We start from the raw sequence: 16,119 nt of genomic DNA on the forward strand, positions 1-16,119 counted from the left end.
CGTCCTGGAGGATTCGAACCTCCGACCGCCTGGTTCGTAGCCAGGTACTCTATCCAGCTGAGCTAAGGACGCGCAGTGTTCTCGAAAAACGAGAGTTGTGAAGTATATCACACTGATTCTTTGAAACAACAGGGCTTTAAAACAAAAAAATTGGCCATAAGCCAATTAATGGCGGTGAGGGAGGGATTCGAACCCTCGATACGGCTACAAACCGTATACTCCCTTAGCAGGGGAGCGCCTTCAGCCTCTCGGCCACCTCACCGTTTTATTCCCTGGTAAGGAAATTATGGCGCGTCCTGGAGGATTCGAACCTCCGACCGCCTGGTTCGTAGCCAGGTACTCTATCCAGCTGAGCTAAGGACGCGCTATGCTTTCTTGCTAAAGAAAGTTTGTTTTAAAGCTGTTCCGAAGAACAATTCTTCTTAGAAAGAAGAAGCAAGAATGGCGGTGAAGGAGGGATTCGAACCCTCGATACGGCTACAAACCGTATACTCCCTTAGCAGGGGAGCGCCTTCAGCCTCTCGGCCACCTCACCGTCTTGCGGAGGCACATATTACGATTTACCAAAAATATGTCAAACACTTTCTTGGCAAAATTAGCAAAAAAACATCCAACCGTTGGCTATTTAATCAAAGCGGTGCTAATTCGCTCTTTTTACTGTAAATAGGTGCCTTCACATTACAAAAAAGGCTGACAAATCGTCAGCCTATTTGTGTAATTAGTAGTTGCCAGATGCAACGTTACCATTACCTTTTTCTGCCTGAATGCGCATGTAGATTTCTTCACGGTGAACAGACACTTCTTTCGGTGCATTTACGCCGATACGTACTTGGTTACCTTTAACACCCAGTACAGTTACTGTGACTTCATCACCGATCATTAGAGTTTCGCCAACGCGGCGAGTTAAAATTAGCATTCTGTGCTCCTTGAGTAATCTCTGATTTATCTTGCTACAAAGCTATTATCCAACAAAAGTGATATTTTCGTAAACTCTATTGTGGTTCGAATCTAACCTAAAAAGGCATGTTTTTGTTGGCAATCGAGTGCCTGTGAAGACGTAATGTAAGCATCATGCAGTATGTTCGCCGCTTTGTCGACACATTCGGGTTGCAACACTAGCATCAGCGATTGTGGGTTTACCGCATAATGCTCAATATCGATCCCCTGTTCTGAGAGCAAAGCGTATGACCTTTCAACCAGTCCTTCGACATGAAGGCCTACTGCGGTCAACAAGCTTACCGATTCACTATTACGGATTTTGTCGTTGAAAACCAGTTCCAGTTTTGCATAAGCATCGTGTTTTATCACTACACCTACCCATTCTGCTTGCTCGATCACATTCCAAATCGTCACACCTATCATCTGGCACTGTGTTTTTAAACCGCAAAGCGCATCTTTCTCAATCTTGATCAGACACATATCACGTTGAATAGCGACGCCACATACCGAGGCCAAACACTGCTCCCCTTTGACTAAGCTGCCGTTGTTAGTGTCAAACGTCGACAGCACTCGCAATGGTACACTGTTACGCCAAGCGTATTGAACCGATGGTAAATGAAGCACTTTTGCGCCTTTACGAGCCATCTCTTCCATCGAAGGAAAATCAATGACATCCAGTTTCTTCGCCGAAGAAACGACTCTAGGATCGCAAGTGTAAATACCATCAACATCGGTAAATATCTGGCACTCATCTGCACTCAACGCACCTGCGAGAGTAACAGCACTGGTATCAGAACCGCCCCTTCCCAGGGTGGTGATATCCCCATTTTCATTGATACCTTGAAAACCTGCCACTATGACAATTTGGTCTTGCGCTAACAGTTCATCTATCGCGCTAGTGTCAATATGTTTAATCGTCGCGTCATTGTGTTGATTGTCCGTCACAATGTTCGCTTGTGCTCCGGTAAGTGAACGAGCAGAATGACCTAATTTATTTAAAGTCATTGCCAGTAGTGCCATGGACACTTGTTCACCAGCAGAGAGCAAAACATCAAGTTCTCGAGCAGTAGGTACACTGTCTACTTGTTTAGCCAAATCCATTAGTCTGTTTGTTTCACCAGACATCGCAGAGACAACTACGACAACTTGATTACCATCATTTTTCGCCTTAATGATGTGTTTGGCTACTGTATGAATTCTTTCTACGGAACCTACAGATGTTCCACCAAACTTTTGCACGATAAGGGGCTTTTTCACCAGTCTTCACCTTCCCAAGACCAAAGTCTCATTCGGACCACATTCAATATGTTGAATATTGTTTGCAGTAGTTATAACAAAAACCAAGCGGCCTATTTAACCGTCTTTTAGACGACTAATTAAACCACTTGGTTAGCTCAAAAAAAATACGCTCAATCAAAGAACTGATTGAGCGTTATCATTTAATATTCGATGTCTATAGGCGTTCTTCTAGCCAAGGCTGAACACTTTCGATCGCTTTTGGTAGCGCAGACACGTCAGTACCACCCGCTTGAGCCATATCTGGACGACCACCGCCTTTACCACCAACTTGTTCTGCAACCATCTTAACAAGGTCTCCGGCTTTCACTTTGCCGATCAGATCTTTAGTTACGCCCGCAATTAGACCAACCTTGCCATCACTGATGTTTGCAAGCATCACAACACCACTACCCATTTGGTTTTTGATGTCATCAACCATAGTACGTAGGTTCTTGCTATCAGCACCTTCCATTGCAGCAATCAGTACTTTAACGCCATTAATTTCCTGAGCTTTACCCATGATGTTTGCACTTTCTGCTGCAGCCATCTTGTCTTTCAGCTTCTGGATTTCCTTCTCTAGCGTTTTCGCTTTAGAAGCAGATTCAGCCAGTTTCTCTTCATACTTAGCTTGTTGTGCTTCAATTGCGTCAAGTGCTGCTTCACCGGTTACCGCTTCAATTCGACGAATACCTGCTGCGATACCACCTTCTGAAATGATCTTGAATAGACCGATATCACCGGTGTTTGATGCGTGGATACCACCACAGAGCTCAGTAGAGAACTCGCCCATCGATAGCACGCGAACTTCATCATCGTACTTCTCGCCGAAGAGTGCCATCGCACCTTTCTGCTTCGCAGATTCGATGTCCATGACATTGGTTTCGATAACGTGGTTGCGACGAACTTGCGCATTGACTAGACGCTCAACTTCTTTAAGTTCAGCCGCTGTTACCCCTTCAAGATGAGAGAAGTCAAAACGTAGGTTTTCAGGCTTAACGAGAGAACCTTTCTGCGTTACGTGCTCGCCAAGAACTTGTCTTAGTGCTGCATGCAGTAAGTGCGTTGCCGAGTGGTTTAGTGAGATCGCTGCACGACGCTCTGCATCGACAACCGCTTCAACTTGGTCACCCTTAGCTAGGACGCCTTCAGCCATGACCCCATGATGAGCAATCGCATTACCGAGTTTTTGTGTGTCTTCAACTTTGAATAGACCCGATTCCGTCTTCACAAGACCAGCATCACCACATTGACCACCTGATTCAGCATAGAACGGAGTCTCACCAAGAACGATGATGGCTTTGTCACCCGCAGACAAAGTATCAGCCGCTTCGCCTTCAACAAAAATTTCTACTACAGTGCTTTCACCTTGAGTACCAGCGTAGCCACAAAACTCTGTTTCTGCTTCCGTTTTGATGGTTGCGTTGTAGTCTGTACCGAACTGACCGGCTTCGCGAGCACGCTGACGCTGCTCTTCCATCGCTTTCTCGAAGCCTTCTTCATCGATAGCGAAATCACGCTCACGTGCAACGTCGTTTGTCAGGTCAGCAGGGAAACCGTAAGTATCGTAAAGTTTGAATACGGTTTCACCGTCTAGCACTTTGCCTTCTAGGTTATCTAACGCTTCATTCAGAATCGCCATACCACGCTCTAGCGTGCGACCGAAGTTCTCTTCTTCGATACGTAGAACTTTTTCCACAACCGCTTGTTGTTTCTTCAACTCTTCACCAGCACTGCCCATGACTTCAGCAAGAACACCTACCAGTTTGTGGAAGAATACGCCTTTCGCACCAAGTTTGTTACCGTGACGAACTGCACGACGGATGATACGACGCAAGACATAACCACGCCCTTCATTCGAAGGCATGACACCATCAACGATCAAGAATGAACAAGAACGGATATGGTCAGCAATCACGCGTAGAGACTGGTTAGACAAATCTTCATAACCGATGGTTTCAGCGGCTGCTTTGATTAGTTTTTGGAATACGTCGATTTCGTAGTTTGAGTGGACGCCTTGCATGATTGCAGAGATACGCTCGATACCCATGCCCGTGTCTACCGAAGGTTTTGGTAGCGGCTCCATCGTGCCGTCAGCATGACGGTTGAACTGCATAAATACGTTGTTCCAGATCTCGATGAAACGGTCACCATCTTCTTCAGGTGTACCTGGACGGCCACCCCAGATGTGCTCACCATGATCGTAGAAAATTTCAGTACATGGACCACAAGGACCTGTGTCACCCATAGTCCAGAAGTTGTCAGACTCGTACTGCTTACCGCCTTCTTTATCGCCGATACGGATAATACGATCAGCGGGAACACCTACTTTCTTGTTCCAAATTTCGAATGCTTCGTCATCTGTTTCGTAAACCGTTACCAGTAGACGATCAGTAGGCAGTTTTAATGTCTCAGTGAGGAATTCCCATGCAAACGCAATCGCATCTTCTTTGAAGTAATCACCAAAGCTGAAGTTACCTAGCATTTCAAAGAAAGTATGGTGACGAGCTGTAAAACCCACATTTTCAAGGTCGTTGTGTTTACCACCCGCACGTACACAACGCTGAGCCGTAGTTGCTCGTGTGTAGGCACGCTTTTCTGCGCCTAAGAAGCAATCTTTGAATTGGTTCATACCTGCGTTTGTGAATAGCAGGGTTGGATCGTTATGTGGAACCAACGATGAACTGTCTACGATTTGGTGTCCTTTGCTTTCAAAGAACTTAAGGAACGCGTTACGAACCTCATCAGTGCTCATGTACATGCAGCTCTTCCTGAAAAATAGTCGAGTGAAATTTTTGCGCTATTGTAGATCATGGTTCACGCTACGACTAGTTTTCTCGCAGAAAAGAGGCTCCTGATTCGATAAATCGCGACAAATCCGCAGATTAAGGTGTTAGTTCGTGATTTGTCCTCATCGTTTGAGTTAAGAGCATTGCTAATTTATTCAAAACTATAACCACGAATTGCAGGTATCGGACTTACTTAGCGTACTTTTTTGTGTCTTTAGTCGTTTCTTTAGCCGAATAACACGGCTAACGCATCTATAGTACAAACACATGTAATGGGCTGGTCTGAGATGAAACCAGCGGTTGATTATTAAGTGAATACAGTAAAACATATCTGAACAATTAAACACGTATGAGAAACGAGCTACAGACACAGCTCGCTTTCATGAGTAGTGCTACATAAGCCTATCTATGAGGTGTTGATTTAATCAGGGGAGTTAGTACATTTCATTTTTCATCAATTTCAGGTCTTAGCTTTCTAATTATTGAATCAAGCTCAACCCCGTTAAATGGGAGGTAGTTTTTATCAATTAATATTTGTAGTGACCTCTTATCACTCTCTGTGAACTCAGCTTCATATTTCAAAACTGGAGCGTCTAACCAACCTTTTTCTGTCATTATTGAAATCACTTTCTTTTCATTATTTCTTTGTAATGAATCAACTAAGATAGCTTGCTCTTTTGCTGAACAATTATATTGTGCCAAGTGATGTAGATATGAAAGCGTAGATATCTGTTTTTTTCTTGGTAGTGATATTAGCCAAGAGCTAATTGGGTATGGATTTATATTTCGAGTTTTTTTATCAGAACATTCATCCACTTTTTGCAAAAAAATCTTGTAGGCATTTTTGGATTCAGTTGAAATTATTTGCTGTTCAACCTCCACTGTCGCATGAACTAGTGGACAAATTAAAATAAACGTTAGACTACATAGCGTTGTAAACGCACTTCCAAAATTCATGTTCTTTTCCTGTGCTTTCTAAAGCTTGATCAAACGCTAACTTAGCTATTACTTTGCGTTCAACCGCGTGGATAGACCGCATCACTCTAGAAAACTCTTTCCAGTCGTATGCCGCTATATTCGTAAGCTTTTCGTGAGGTTTCCCTTTCAGAAATATATCTATAAAAGGAATAACACCCATGACTTTTGTAAGTAGGTTTGCATTATCTATTTTATCGATTATCTGCTGTAAAGTGTCTACTCCTTCGACGGATAAGCGATCTGAGTCTATCTCACATTCAGTAATGTTTATCATAATCTAACCCTCTACAGGTTTTCGCCAATCGTCTAAACCATGTGTGTTTGCCACCAAATGCGTCCACTCTATTTTTCGATAATTAAAGAATAGATTGACTAGCTGATGAATTCTTTTCGCTTTGGTTTCCCTAGAATCAGGTAAAAACAACTGAATTTTACTTAATCGAGCATTGGTAAGAGTTGTATTGAAGAACTTTTCTTGCCTACCTATTACGGACATTCGATACCAATCAAGAGATACGGTTTCTAATGTTTCACCTTGACAAAGTGCATTATAAAGTAATGGCAGAGCACTGTTTATTTCGCATGTAACTTTAAGTGCACCGTGAATACGTTTACTGTTAGGTTTCCCACTTTGGATATCTGTCGGAGTTATAACAACGTGTTTGACACTTTGAACCATAATTTCGTCGAGATGATTCTCAACAAAACTATCCCCGATAGAGTCAGCTGTACCTACTTTGTGGGTAATGAAACCTTGGTTCTTGCCAATAATCTTTAAATAGCATGGTTGCGGCATACATCACTCCTTTGCTAAATATGGCCAATTCCCCTTTAAAGCGTATGGTTAAATGTAGGCTACGATGTTGTCAATTCGATACAGTGCATTCAGGAGCATTCCTACATCAAGCAAGCTGTTTTGCTCTTTATTCTGTAGGAACGGGGAGCCCTCGAGAGCAATAGCACTCTCACAACCTGACAGTCGGTTATCGGAAGTTATAGGGCTTTAATAAGCAGTAGAAAAAGCAGTCTGGTTGCCTTAAACGTTCATTCTCAGAGACGGTGTTATTGCGCGTGAAAAAGCGGCTCAGTATGTCTGGAACAATAGTGGCTACATTATGGATAGGCATTCTTACCGGAACTCGAATTAGAAAAAATTTCTTACGCCTCATGATTTAAAGCATAGCTAATTTGTTCAAAACTATAGCCACGATATTGCAGGAATCGGACTTGTTTGGCGTACTCTTTTGCGTCTTTGGCTTTAATCCCTTTAAATTTCTTCTCTGCTGCACCTTTTGCCAATTCAAACCAATCTTGAGGCTCTTGCTGCATCGCTTTTTCTATCGTAGCCTCGGCGACACGCTTTTGATTTAACTCTTGGCGAATCCTTCTTTCGCCATGTCCTTTATAAACATGCTGGCGTATCTGACTTTTGGCATAACGCAAATCATCAAGATAATTGTGATCGAGGCAAAAGTTGATGGCCTCTTGAATCGCTTCATCCTCATAGCCTTTTAAGCTCAGTTTTTGATAAAGCTCATACTCACCATGATCACGGCGGCTTAGCAACTGCATAGCCGCTTCTTTACTCGATAATGTGGGTGGTTTTCTTTGAAACATAACTTACTTATTTTCAAATTCTAGATATAACAAAGCCCCGCATTCGCAGGGCTTTGATTTCACTTAAACAGAATTAAAATTCTTCTTGCTCTGGCATCTGGCCTAATTCAGCTTCAACAGGCTGTTCTTCTGCCGGTAAAAGCAGCATTTCACGTAGCTTAGTATCAATTTCTTTCGCGGCTTGAGGGTTTTCACGTAGGAATTTACCTGCGTTTGCCTTACCTTGACCAATCTTGTCGCCATTGTAGCTGTACCAAGCACCCGCTTTTTCAATCAGCTTATGCTTCACACCTAGATCAATTAGCTCACCTTCACGGTTGAAGCCTTGACCGTATAGAATTTGCGTCTCAGCTTGTTTAAATGGTGCAGCAATCTTGTTCTTAACCACTTTAATGCGAGTTTCGTTACCGACAACTTCGTCACCTTCTTTGATTGAACCAGTACGGCGAATATCAAGACGTACAGAAGCGTAGAACTTAAGTGCGTTACCGCCAGTAGTCGTCTCAGGGTTACCAAACATCACACCAATCTTCATGCGGATTTGGTTGATGAAAACACACATACAGTTAGACTGCTTTAGGTTACCTGTTAGCTTACGCATTGCTTGAGAAAGCATACGTGCTTGTAGACCCATGTGGCTGTCACCCATTTCGCCTTCAATTTCAGCTTTAGGTGTTAGTGCTGCAACCGAGTCCACTACCATTACGTCGATAGCACCTGAACGCGCTAGCGCATCACAGATTTCTAGTGCTTGTTCGCCCGTATCAGGCTGAGAAACAAGTAGAGCATCGATATCTACGCCGAGTTTTTTCGCATATACAGGATCGAGCGCATGCTCCGCATCAATAAACGCACAAGTTTTACCTTCACGTTGTGCAGCAGCGATTAGCTCAAGAGTTAGTGTTGTTTTACCAGAAGATTCCGGACCGTAGATTTCTACGATACGACCCATAGGCAGACCACCAGCACCAAGAGCGATATCTAAAGAAAGTGAGCCGGTAGAAATTGTTTCTACGTCCATTGCACGGTTGTCACCAAGGCGCATAATCGAACCTTTACCGAATTGCTTTTCGATTTGACCTAGCGCAGCGGCGAGCGCCTTCTGTTTGTTCTCGTCCATCACTTTCTCCAAATGACTCATCTAATGCTGATGAATATCAATCAAATTCTTCCGCTCAGCTTTTTTGCTAAGCAATCAATGAAAGCCATTATACTGTTGATTCATACAGTGTCCATAGCTATGGGGATTTTTTTTGAAATTTGATGATATCCATCTGATTTTTAATCACTTTAAATTACTCGATCAATCATTAGCTGTCACTTTTCAACTGTTCGTACAGTACTTTCAAAGCCACTTCGACAGCCTGTTGACGCACTTGAGAACGGTTGCCAGCAAAGTAATAGGTCGCCACTTTCAACCAGCCACTTTTGTCTGCCCAGCCAATACAGACTGTACCGACAGGCTTACCTTCTGTCGCCCCTCCTGGCCCAGCAATACCACTGATCGATACGCCAATGTTGGCATTCGAATTGGCCAACGCACCTTTTACCATTTCTTCAACCGTCTGCTCACTGACAGCGCCATGGGACTCAAGCGTTTGTTCCTTTACCCCAAGCATCTCCATTTTGGCTTCGTTACTATAGGTGATAAAAGCACGGTCAAACCAACCTGAACTTCCGGCTATGTCGGTAATCGCCGCGGAGACAGCTCCACCAGTGCATGACTCCGCAGTTGTAATGACTAAACCCTGAGATTTTAAAAGAGCCCCTAATTCGGCACTCAGATTCATGTTCGATTTCCTGATCTGGTGATACAGCTGTTGAAAAAAATTCAACAGCGATTAACTAGTGTGGCTCATTATAGTTAGCTTTCGAGTGATTGTTGTAGAGCAGATTTCAATTCTTGCTCTGCCTGCTCAATAACACGTTGAGCCTTCTCACGCTGCTCCCTTCCCTCTTTTACTCTAGAAAGCGTATTGCTCAAGGTTTCTATGGTGAGTTTATTGACGGTTTGTAATGACTCTAAATCCAAAATACCACGCTGATAGTTTTCAGCAATTTGCTCTTCTAGCACCTTAAGCTTCTCAGCATTTCTCACATACTGTTTGTTGGTATAGTCTTTCACTGCACGTGTTACTTGCAGAGCTTTTTCTTTCTCATAGTTAGAAATCGCGATTAAGAACTGGCGTTTCCATAGTGGGAAAGTGTTATGGACGATATCTTGAATATCTTCCATCAGCATCTTATTCCCTTCTTGAGATAAGCGGATCTGAGGTGCTGTTTGAATAGCGGCCAGTCGTGTCAGTTCCAAGTTATGTACTCGCTTTTCTAATCTTGCGACGGCTTGTGTCGCATCACGATAGCGCTGAGCATCCAAGGCATCTGCACTCTGTTCAGATTTAGCTAACAGGTTAGGTAATACCTCTTCATTAAGCTGAGTTAACTTATATCGACCTGCCGCTATATATTGCTCTAGCCCATGAAGTAACTCCAAGTTATGTTGGTAAAGCTCATCAAGCTGGTTGATATCATGAGCCAATTTCACTTCTTGCCCCTGTAAACGGTCAGCCAATTTATCCAGCTGATTCTTTACTGAGTCAAAACTGGTAGAGAACTTTTTGAACGAGTCAAACATTTCTCCAATCAGAGGAAGCCGTGAAAGAAAACTGCGCTCGCCAAGTTGCTCAAACGCACTACTGTCCATCGAAGAAACCATTGCCTGTAAAATGTCGCCAGCCTCTCCGCTATCTCTAACCCGAACCTGATTTAAAATTGAATCCGAGAACGCAGTAATTTTCTCCAAGGATTCACGGCCAAACGTAATTGTTGCCACGCTATCAAAGGGGTCAAATCGATCAGCAATCGCAACAACCTCCGGTGTTGTTTCTATTTCCATCCCCTCTGCCTGAGCTGTAGCTAGTTCACTCATATGAGCTCCTTAATTTTGTGAAGGTTGATGACAGGGAAAGCGCTGCCAAAGTTGTTCAAACTGCCTCGAAAACGAGATTAGAAAGCGTGCATCATCCGACAAAGTGATATCTTCCTGATTGTATTGGGATGCACTCCTCGTCCAATTAAAGCTTCCATTAATCAATCTCTTCTGGTCAAAAATAGCGAATTTGTGGTGCATATGATAACGCGTAGTATCAATTTTCACTTGGACACCTTGTTGCGCTAAGTACTCAATATCGCTGCCTTTATCATACATTTTGTCATTATCAGTAATGATGCGAACCATAACACCACGCTGGTGCGCTTGGAGAATATGCTTGGTTAACTCGTCATCAGCAATGGTAAAGACGCAGATATCAATTGAAGATCGAGCAAGTTTTAGCTGCTCAATAATTCCCGATACACAACGTCTTCCTGGAGAGAACCAGCTTGTCGCTACTTGGCTTGATTGATTGGTGCTAACGTTGTCTAGCACCCGCACAACACGCTCAAGCCAGCGTAAAACCCCTTCTGGCTCCGAGTTTTCTGCCATAGCAGCTTTGGCAAGTTTAAAACTTTGATTACGTAGAAAGGAGCGCTCTTCGTCATTTATCACGCCCTCAGCTAACTCACTCTGAAGAAAATTTCTCTCACTATCATCTAAGCGATAGTCTGACAAAGATGCCTCTAACCACTCTGTCCATTGGCTACGTTTCATTGCTGCTCTCCAGGCCAATTCGGGCGACATTTTGGTTCAGCATAGCTAATTGTTGAACCACCTGACCGGCCCTATCTTCAGAATCTCCCATTAATTTCTGACGTTGATAATTTAGCTTAATTTCTTGCCATCGCTCAACCTGCTCTGAGTTCATATCACCTCTCAGTTCGGCCAGTTTTAATAGGTTCTCTTCCGTTCCACTAGCAAGAGTTTGCGCCTCTCCTTGGTAATGATCCTGAAGTAATGTATTGATCTCATCGACAGTCATCACTGACGAGATTTTCTCGACCAGTTTATTCATGTTTCGATACGAGCCTTGTAACTTAAATGCTGGCTCTACTCGATATTGATCCGCTGTCGCTGCTGACTGAATATACTGTTGATTCACCTTCAACACCGTCTGCCGAACCAGTGTCAGTTTTTGTATGGTACTGACAATCTCGTTTGCTTCCGTTGCCGAATACGAGTAACTCATGTCACTTAATGCAATGTTTTCTCCATCAGCCATACGAACAAAACGGTATAGGTCGTTTAGATCACGTGTTGCTAACGGTGCCAGCACTGAATTTGAAGTCAATGAGTTTTCAATAAAGCTCAATTCAAAGGCTTGCTTTTGGTCGGACAACATATCACCCAAGTTGTAAATATCCGCTCGGTTGGCCAACATATCAGGAATACGGAAAGCTTCACCCGTTTCTGTATATGGGTTGCCCGCCATTACGACAGCGAACTTCTTACCGCGCATATCGTAAGTTTTCGCTTTTCCTTGCCAAGTCCCTTCAATTCGACGCGTACCATCACACAATGAAATGAATTTTTGGAGTAATTCTGGATGGGTATGCTGAATATCATCTAAATAAAGCAACACGTTGTTGCCCATTTCAAATGCCAAGTTAATTTTCTCGATTTCGCGAGCCGCATTTTGATCCGGGGCTTCAGCAGGATCGAGCGATGTAGCCTGGTGCCCAATAGAAGGTCCATTGATCTTCATAAACACTAACCCTAGCTTGTGAGCCACATATTCAATCAGTGTCGTTTTTCCGTAGCCAGGTGGTGAAATCAATAACAGCATCCCCATAAGATCTGTTCGTTTATTGTCACCGACTGTGCCCATTTGCTTGGCAAAATTATCACCAATGAGTGGCAAGTAACTGTCACTAATCAGCTTATTACGTACGAAAGAAGTTAAAGGGCGCGGCTTAAATTCCTCGAGACGAAACTGCTGTTTAGCCTCAGCTAACAATTCGGATCTTTGCTTAAGGTAGGCCTCATATTGAGGTACAACCGTACTATGATGACGCTCACTACGCTGAAGAAAATCATCCAGCACTAAGTCAAGTTGACCATCTTTGACGCTTTCATGCTCTCCTAACAGGCCGGACACTGTACATTGCAACGAAAAATCGACACTTTGAAGCGGCAACTGTGACAGCGTTTTGCACAATGCAATTATTGCACTTTCCGTAACGAAAGCTTGGCTGTGTTGATTCTTATCAGTGTAGGCGCTCAACCAATACATATGATCACTGAGCTGTTCTCTAAGCGTTTGCTCTGTCGGCGACCAGCCTAAGCTTCGACGAAATTGCAGGTAGTCCTCACAAAGAACCAAGGCATCTTGGCTAACTTGAATACCCGTTTCTTTTTGTGACAAAACACCAATCAGATAACTAGCACTCTCACCGGCGTCTTGTTGACAAAAATCAGTCTCTAAATGCTCTTTCAAGGCACTGAAAGCCTCAGAAGCATTTAAATGTTCGCGCAGCAGTTCAGCGTTAATTGCTTTTTGGCGAATCTCATTCAGTCGTTCGTCTTCTTGCTCTAACAACCATAGGAGTGCTTTAGCCCTAGCAGCTTGACCAAAACGAAGCAATCCCGCCTTCTTATAAATTGGCAACAATTGCGACAATATTTGTACAGCATCGCTGTCATGAATGCCTTTTACGTACCCTTCACGATAACGAGGCGCAGCAAAACGCTGTACAAGCTCAATTAATCGATTATCTGTATGCGCTTTGTATAAAGAATCTAAAGTTAAACCTGACAAATTTTGCTCCGCAGAGTGAAGTATCAGGTAAGATAGATACTCAGAACGGTAAACTGTATCACTTTCAGAAGCGACCTCTAACCTTGCGACATTTTGCAACTTGAGAAAGGCTTCATCCTCGATTGGGTTGTAAAAATCAGTACCCGATATATGAGTACATAACTGATCGCTCTGCTCAACTAGACTTAAATCGAGCGCCTGCAGATTTACACTGAAACGGTGCTTACCCAGTCTTAATATTTTCCCGCCTTGCTCGAAGATGTCTTGGTTATCACGCAATGCACGTAGTGACTGGTCTTGTAATGATTTCAGTTTCGCATCTAAACTGTCTGACTTTACGCTGTCACCTAATTCACGAATTGATTCTGACAACTGATGAAGCTTAAGAACCATAGCATCGGTTGCGAAATAGCTATTCAACCCTGCAACATCCTCAAACTTAGCCACTCGTTTTTCAATACTTTTTAGAGTCACTGTTGCTGCTTGAAGCAAATTCTGCACTCGACGCTGCTGCGCGGAAATCAAATGCTGTTTGTGGTTATCTAGCGTTGACTGAATCTCATCTCTCTTCGAATATATCTCCACGAGGAATTGACCAAAATCGGCGAAACGGGACTCGAGCTTATCCAGTTGACTAATCAGTTTTGCCAGCTGAGTATCACAGTCGTCCGGTGAGTTAGCTTGCTCCATAGCACTACTCACAGATTGACCTAGCAACTTAAATTGAGCACTAAACTCAGCTTGAGCTTCTTCGCTCTGAAGACCTTTGCTTCGATTTCGCAGTTTTGCAGAAACGCTATTGAGTAAGGTTGAAATCTCTGTAGTGAGGTCAAGGATCCTTGTCGCCTGAGTCGGATCATCCGTTTCAATGTCGGTAACTTCTTCGGTGACTAATTGAAGGTCACTTCTAAGTCCATCTAATTGCTGTTGCAGCTTCGTCAGATAAGACGTTTTGTCACTCTGCTCTAAGTCTGCCTCAATTTTCTTAATCTGCTGCTTGAAGGGCAGATAGGCCTTTTCATCTTGAAGTAAGGTGAGCAATTGCGTGTTAAGTAATTCACGCTGCTGCTGTAAAGTGACCAACATTTCATCTACGCTGGCCACATCTACATAGTGTTGCTGACGCAAAGCCATTGTCGAACCAACTAAGCCTTTCACTTCAGCAAGCACACCAAGCAATACATTTGCCTGCTCTTTGGGTGCTAGCTTAATCTTTCCTACCAATTCATTAATGGCGACTTGTTGCTGTTCTAAGCTTTGAAAAGCGTGGCTTTGCAGTTGTTGAACTTTCGCAAATTCATCAATGATTTTATCGGCTGTCTCCATCAGCTCACTGATTCTTTCCCCTATACCTTGTGCATAGTCCTGCCTCAGCCAATGATAATGATCCAACGTCGTTTGACATTGCTTAAGCAGCACTTCATACGCTGTTTGAGTCACTTCTTCAGTTTGCGCCAACTGACACACTGAAAGGACTGACGATAAAGCTCGAACGAGCTCGGCATTGCCCAAGCTAAATAAAGGGTTAGAGCCATCAACTAACGCATTATTGTTGGCGTAATGCTCAGGTGTTGAGAAAGGCGTGTCCCAAACTCGTAGTGGGTGAATTGTTGATGCCTCTGTGTTCTCAGACAACTGGAAGACCAACATACGCCCATCAGGGTACAAACTAAAACCATGGCTTTCCATTGGAGCAGCAAACTGTTTCTCAATCATGTTATAAGTGAACACTAGGTAATAGCCTTCCAACATGTTGAAAAAGAAATACAAAACATCTTCTCCATTGGGAGAAACTACTTTCTGGAAGAACTGCAAGTGCTGCCATGGCATATCAAACTGTTTATGTTCACCATTAGCGAGCATGAAACCATGCGAGTATAGAATGCCATGCTGTTCAGGAAGAAATTTGGCGCTTTGGCTTAAAGCATCAGCCCTAACGACAATTTGATTCAACGGATTGTAGATAAAATATCGATCTTGTCTCTCTCGGTTGGGACGAATTTTAAGAACAATTAACTCACCCGCAAAGGCGTAATGGATCTGAGCATCTGCGACGCTTTGGTGATGATCTTCAACTTCTTCGCTGTAAATTCCTTTACCATCTTCCGTATTGTCCTCAACTTTAATCGTCAGGTCTCCACCAATACATTCAACAAACAGTTTATCAGCGATAGAAACATGAGAATGGTTACCCACAATATGATCATCACGAGTGGTCGTAATCCAGTCAAAGTCATGCTGCACTGGATTCGTTAAAGATGCGTGTCCTGCTGAATCGAGGTACTCAATAGAATTGGCGTTGATCTGAAAGCGGAAGACTTTGCGGTCTTCAACACGCATACCTATTTGAAAAGCGATATATAGCGTACTCTCTTGCCGAGAGATCTGCGATAAACGAGCATCTCGATAATAGGTAAATAGCTCTGAGAACTCATGTAAAAAGCGAGGGTCATGCAAAAAACTTCCCTCGAGAGGGAGAGGTTCAACACGAAAAGTTCCTTCATTTTCATGTAATTGATATAAACCAAACACATCTTGCAGTGCTGGGGTTGCTTTCATTCCGACATGCACTTGATAGCCAAACAACAATTGCTGATTCACCTGTGCCATATCGATAGGAATACAGCGAGCATCGGTTTGAACATTGGTCTTGCCAACCAGTTTTAGTTCCTGGGCACCAAATACTTGTTGACGTTGCTGATTAAAAGAGTGTGCGAGTGACTTTAGTTGCTGACCTTGCTGAGACAAACGAGATTTAAGCACCTCATAAGCACCACCTTCACTCACAGCTTTCTGAGTCAAATCTGACATAGTTATACCTGTTCATC

At 43.4% G+C, this 16,119-nt stretch carries 12 protein-coding genes and 3 tRNA genes; all 15 read right to left on the reverse strand.

The window, feature by feature from the left end; genetic code table 11:
• Positions 1-169 precede the first annotated feature (169 nt).
• Positions 170-262: transfer RNA gene (locus ACQEXR_RS13105), tRNA-Ser, on the reverse strand.
• A gap of 25 nt (positions 263-287) precedes the next feature.
• Positions 288-364 (reverse strand) — tRNA-Arg (locus ACQEXR_RS13110).
• A 78-nt stretch (positions 365-442) separates the two neighbouring features.
• A tRNA-Ser gene (locus tag ACQEXR_RS13115) sits at positions 443-535 on the reverse strand.
• 183 nt (positions 536-718) lie between these two features.
• Complete coding sequence (csrA, locus tag ACQEXR_RS13120; RefSeq protein ID WP_004415691.1) at positions 719-916, reverse strand: carbon storage regulator CsrA; 198 nt, start codon at positions 914-916, stop codon at positions 719-721.
• A gap of 92 nt (positions 917-1,008) precedes the next feature.
• A complete protein-coding gene (locus tag ACQEXR_RS13125; protein WP_427020492.1) occupies positions 1,009-2,196 on the reverse strand; it encodes an aspartate kinase in 1,188 nt (395 codons plus the stop codon).
• A 196-nt stretch (positions 2,197-2,392) separates the two neighbouring features.
• The gene (gene alaS / locus ACQEXR_RS13130; RefSeq protein ID WP_426951935.1) at positions 2,393-4,975 is read right to left on the reverse strand and encodes an alanine--tRNA ligase; all 2,583 of its coding nucleotides are present in this window, start codon (positions 4,973-4,975) and stop codon (positions 2,393-2,395) included.
• 472 nt (positions 4,976-5,447) lie between these two features.
• Entirely contained in the window at positions 5,448-5,960 is a 513-nt protein-coding gene (locus ACQEXR_RS13135) for a hypothetical protein (protein WP_426951936.1), read from the reverse strand.
• Positions 5,926-6,255, reverse strand: coding sequence for a hypothetical protein (locus ACQEXR_RS13140; protein WP_331427272.1), 330 nt, complete (start codon positions 6,253-6,255; stop codon positions 5,926-5,928). The genes ACQEXR_RS13135 and ACQEXR_RS13140 overlap by 35 nt, the downstream gene beginning before the upstream one ends.
• Before the next feature lie 3 nt (positions 6,256-6,258).
• Positions 6,259-6,777 carry an Hcp family type VI secretion system effector gene (locus ACQEXR_RS13145; RefSeq protein WP_427020493.1) on the reverse strand — a complete coding sequence of 173 codons (519 nt, stop codon included), beginning with the start codon at positions 6,775-6,777 and terminating at the stop codon, positions 6,259-6,261.
• A 362-nt stretch (positions 6,778-7,139) separates the two neighbouring features.
• Entirely contained in the window at positions 7,140-7,598 is a 459-nt protein-coding gene (gene recX, locus ACQEXR_RS13150) for a recombination regulator RecX (protein ID WP_427020494.1), read from the reverse strand.
• Between the two features lie 73 nt (positions 7,599-7,671).
• Positions 7,672-8,718, reverse strand: a complete 1,047-nt coding sequence (gene recA / locus ACQEXR_RS13155; protein WP_331417758.1) for a recombinase RecA — start codon at positions 8,716-8,718, stop codon at positions 7,672-7,674.
• A 190-nt stretch (positions 8,719-8,908) separates the two neighbouring features.
• Positions 8,909-9,388 carry a CinA family protein gene (locus tag ACQEXR_RS13160; RefSeq protein WP_427020495.1) on the reverse strand — a complete coding sequence of 160 codons (480 nt, stop codon included), beginning with the start codon at positions 9,386-9,388 and terminating at the stop codon, positions 8,909-8,911.
• Positions 9,389-9,462: 74 nt separating this feature from the next.
• Positions 9,463-10,527, reverse strand: a complete 1,065-nt coding sequence (locus ACQEXR_RS13165) for a toxic anion resistance protein (RefSeq protein WP_427020496.1) — start codon at positions 10,525-10,527, stop codon at positions 9,463-9,465.
• 9 nt (positions 10,528-10,536) lie between these two features.
• Positions 10,537-11,247: a phospholipase D-like domain-containing protein gene (locus tag ACQEXR_RS13170; protein WP_427020497.1), complete on the reverse strand. Its 711-nt coding sequence runs from the start codon at positions 11,245-11,247 to the stop codon at positions 10,537-10,539.
• On the reverse strand, positions 11,237-16,102 hold the full coding sequence (locus ACQEXR_RS13175; protein WP_427020498.1) for a DNA repair ATPase: 4,866 nt from the start codon (positions 16,100-16,102) through the stop codon (positions 11,237-11,239). Before ACQEXR_RS13175 ends, ACQEXR_RS13170 begins: the two co-directional genes overlap by 11 nt.
• Positions 16,103-16,119 lie beyond the last annotated feature (17 nt).

The organism is Vibrio sp. TRT 2004, assembly GCF_050113735.1.
Lineage (GTDB): Bacteria > Pseudomonadota > Gammaproteobacteria > Enterobacterales > Vibrionaceae > Vibrio.

Excerpts from the sequence above, each read along its gene's own strand:
- csrA (WP_004415691.1), bottom strand. The coding sequence starts at position 916 with ATGCTAATTTTAACTCGCCGCGTTGGCGAAACTCTAATGATCGGTGAT.
- alaS (WP_426951935.1), bottom strand. The coding sequence starts at position 4,975 with ATGTACATGAGCACTGATGAGGTTCGTAACGCGTTCCTTAAGTTCTTT.
- ACQEXR_RS13135 (WP_426951936.1), bottom strand. The coding sequence starts at position 5,960 with ATGAATTTTGGAAGTGCGTTTACAACGCTATGTAGTCTAACGTTTATT.
- ACQEXR_RS13140 (WP_331427272.1), bottom strand. The coding sequence starts at position 6,255 with ATGATAAACATTACTGAATGTGAGATAGACTCAGATCGCTTATCCGTC.
- ACQEXR_RS13145 (WP_427020493.1), bottom strand. The coding sequence starts at position 6,777 with ATGCCGCAACCATGCTATTTAAAGATTATTGGCAAGAACCAAGGTTTC.
- recX (WP_427020494.1), bottom strand. The coding sequence starts at position 7,598 with ATGTTTCAAAGAAAACCACCCACATTATCGAGTAAAGAAGCGGCTATG.
- recA (WP_331417758.1), bottom strand. The coding sequence starts at position 8,718 with ATGGACGAGAACAAACAGAAGGCGCTCGCCGCTGCGCTAGGTCAAATC.
- ACQEXR_RS13160 (WP_427020495.1), bottom strand. The coding sequence starts at position 9,388 with ATGAATCTGAGTGCCGAATTAGGGGCTCTTTTAAAATCTCAGGGTTTA.
- ACQEXR_RS13165 (WP_427020496.1), bottom strand. The coding sequence starts at position 10,527 with ATGAGTGAACTAGCTACAGCTCAGGCAGAGGGGATGGAAATAGAAACA.
- ACQEXR_RS13170 (WP_427020497.1), bottom strand. The coding sequence starts at position 11,247 with ATGAAACGTAGCCAATGGACAGAGTGGTTAGAGGCATCTTTGTCAGAC.
- ACQEXR_RS13175 (WP_427020498.1), bottom strand. The coding sequence starts at position 16,102 with ATGTCAGATTTGACTCAGAAAGCTGTGAGTGAAGGTGGTGCTTATGAG.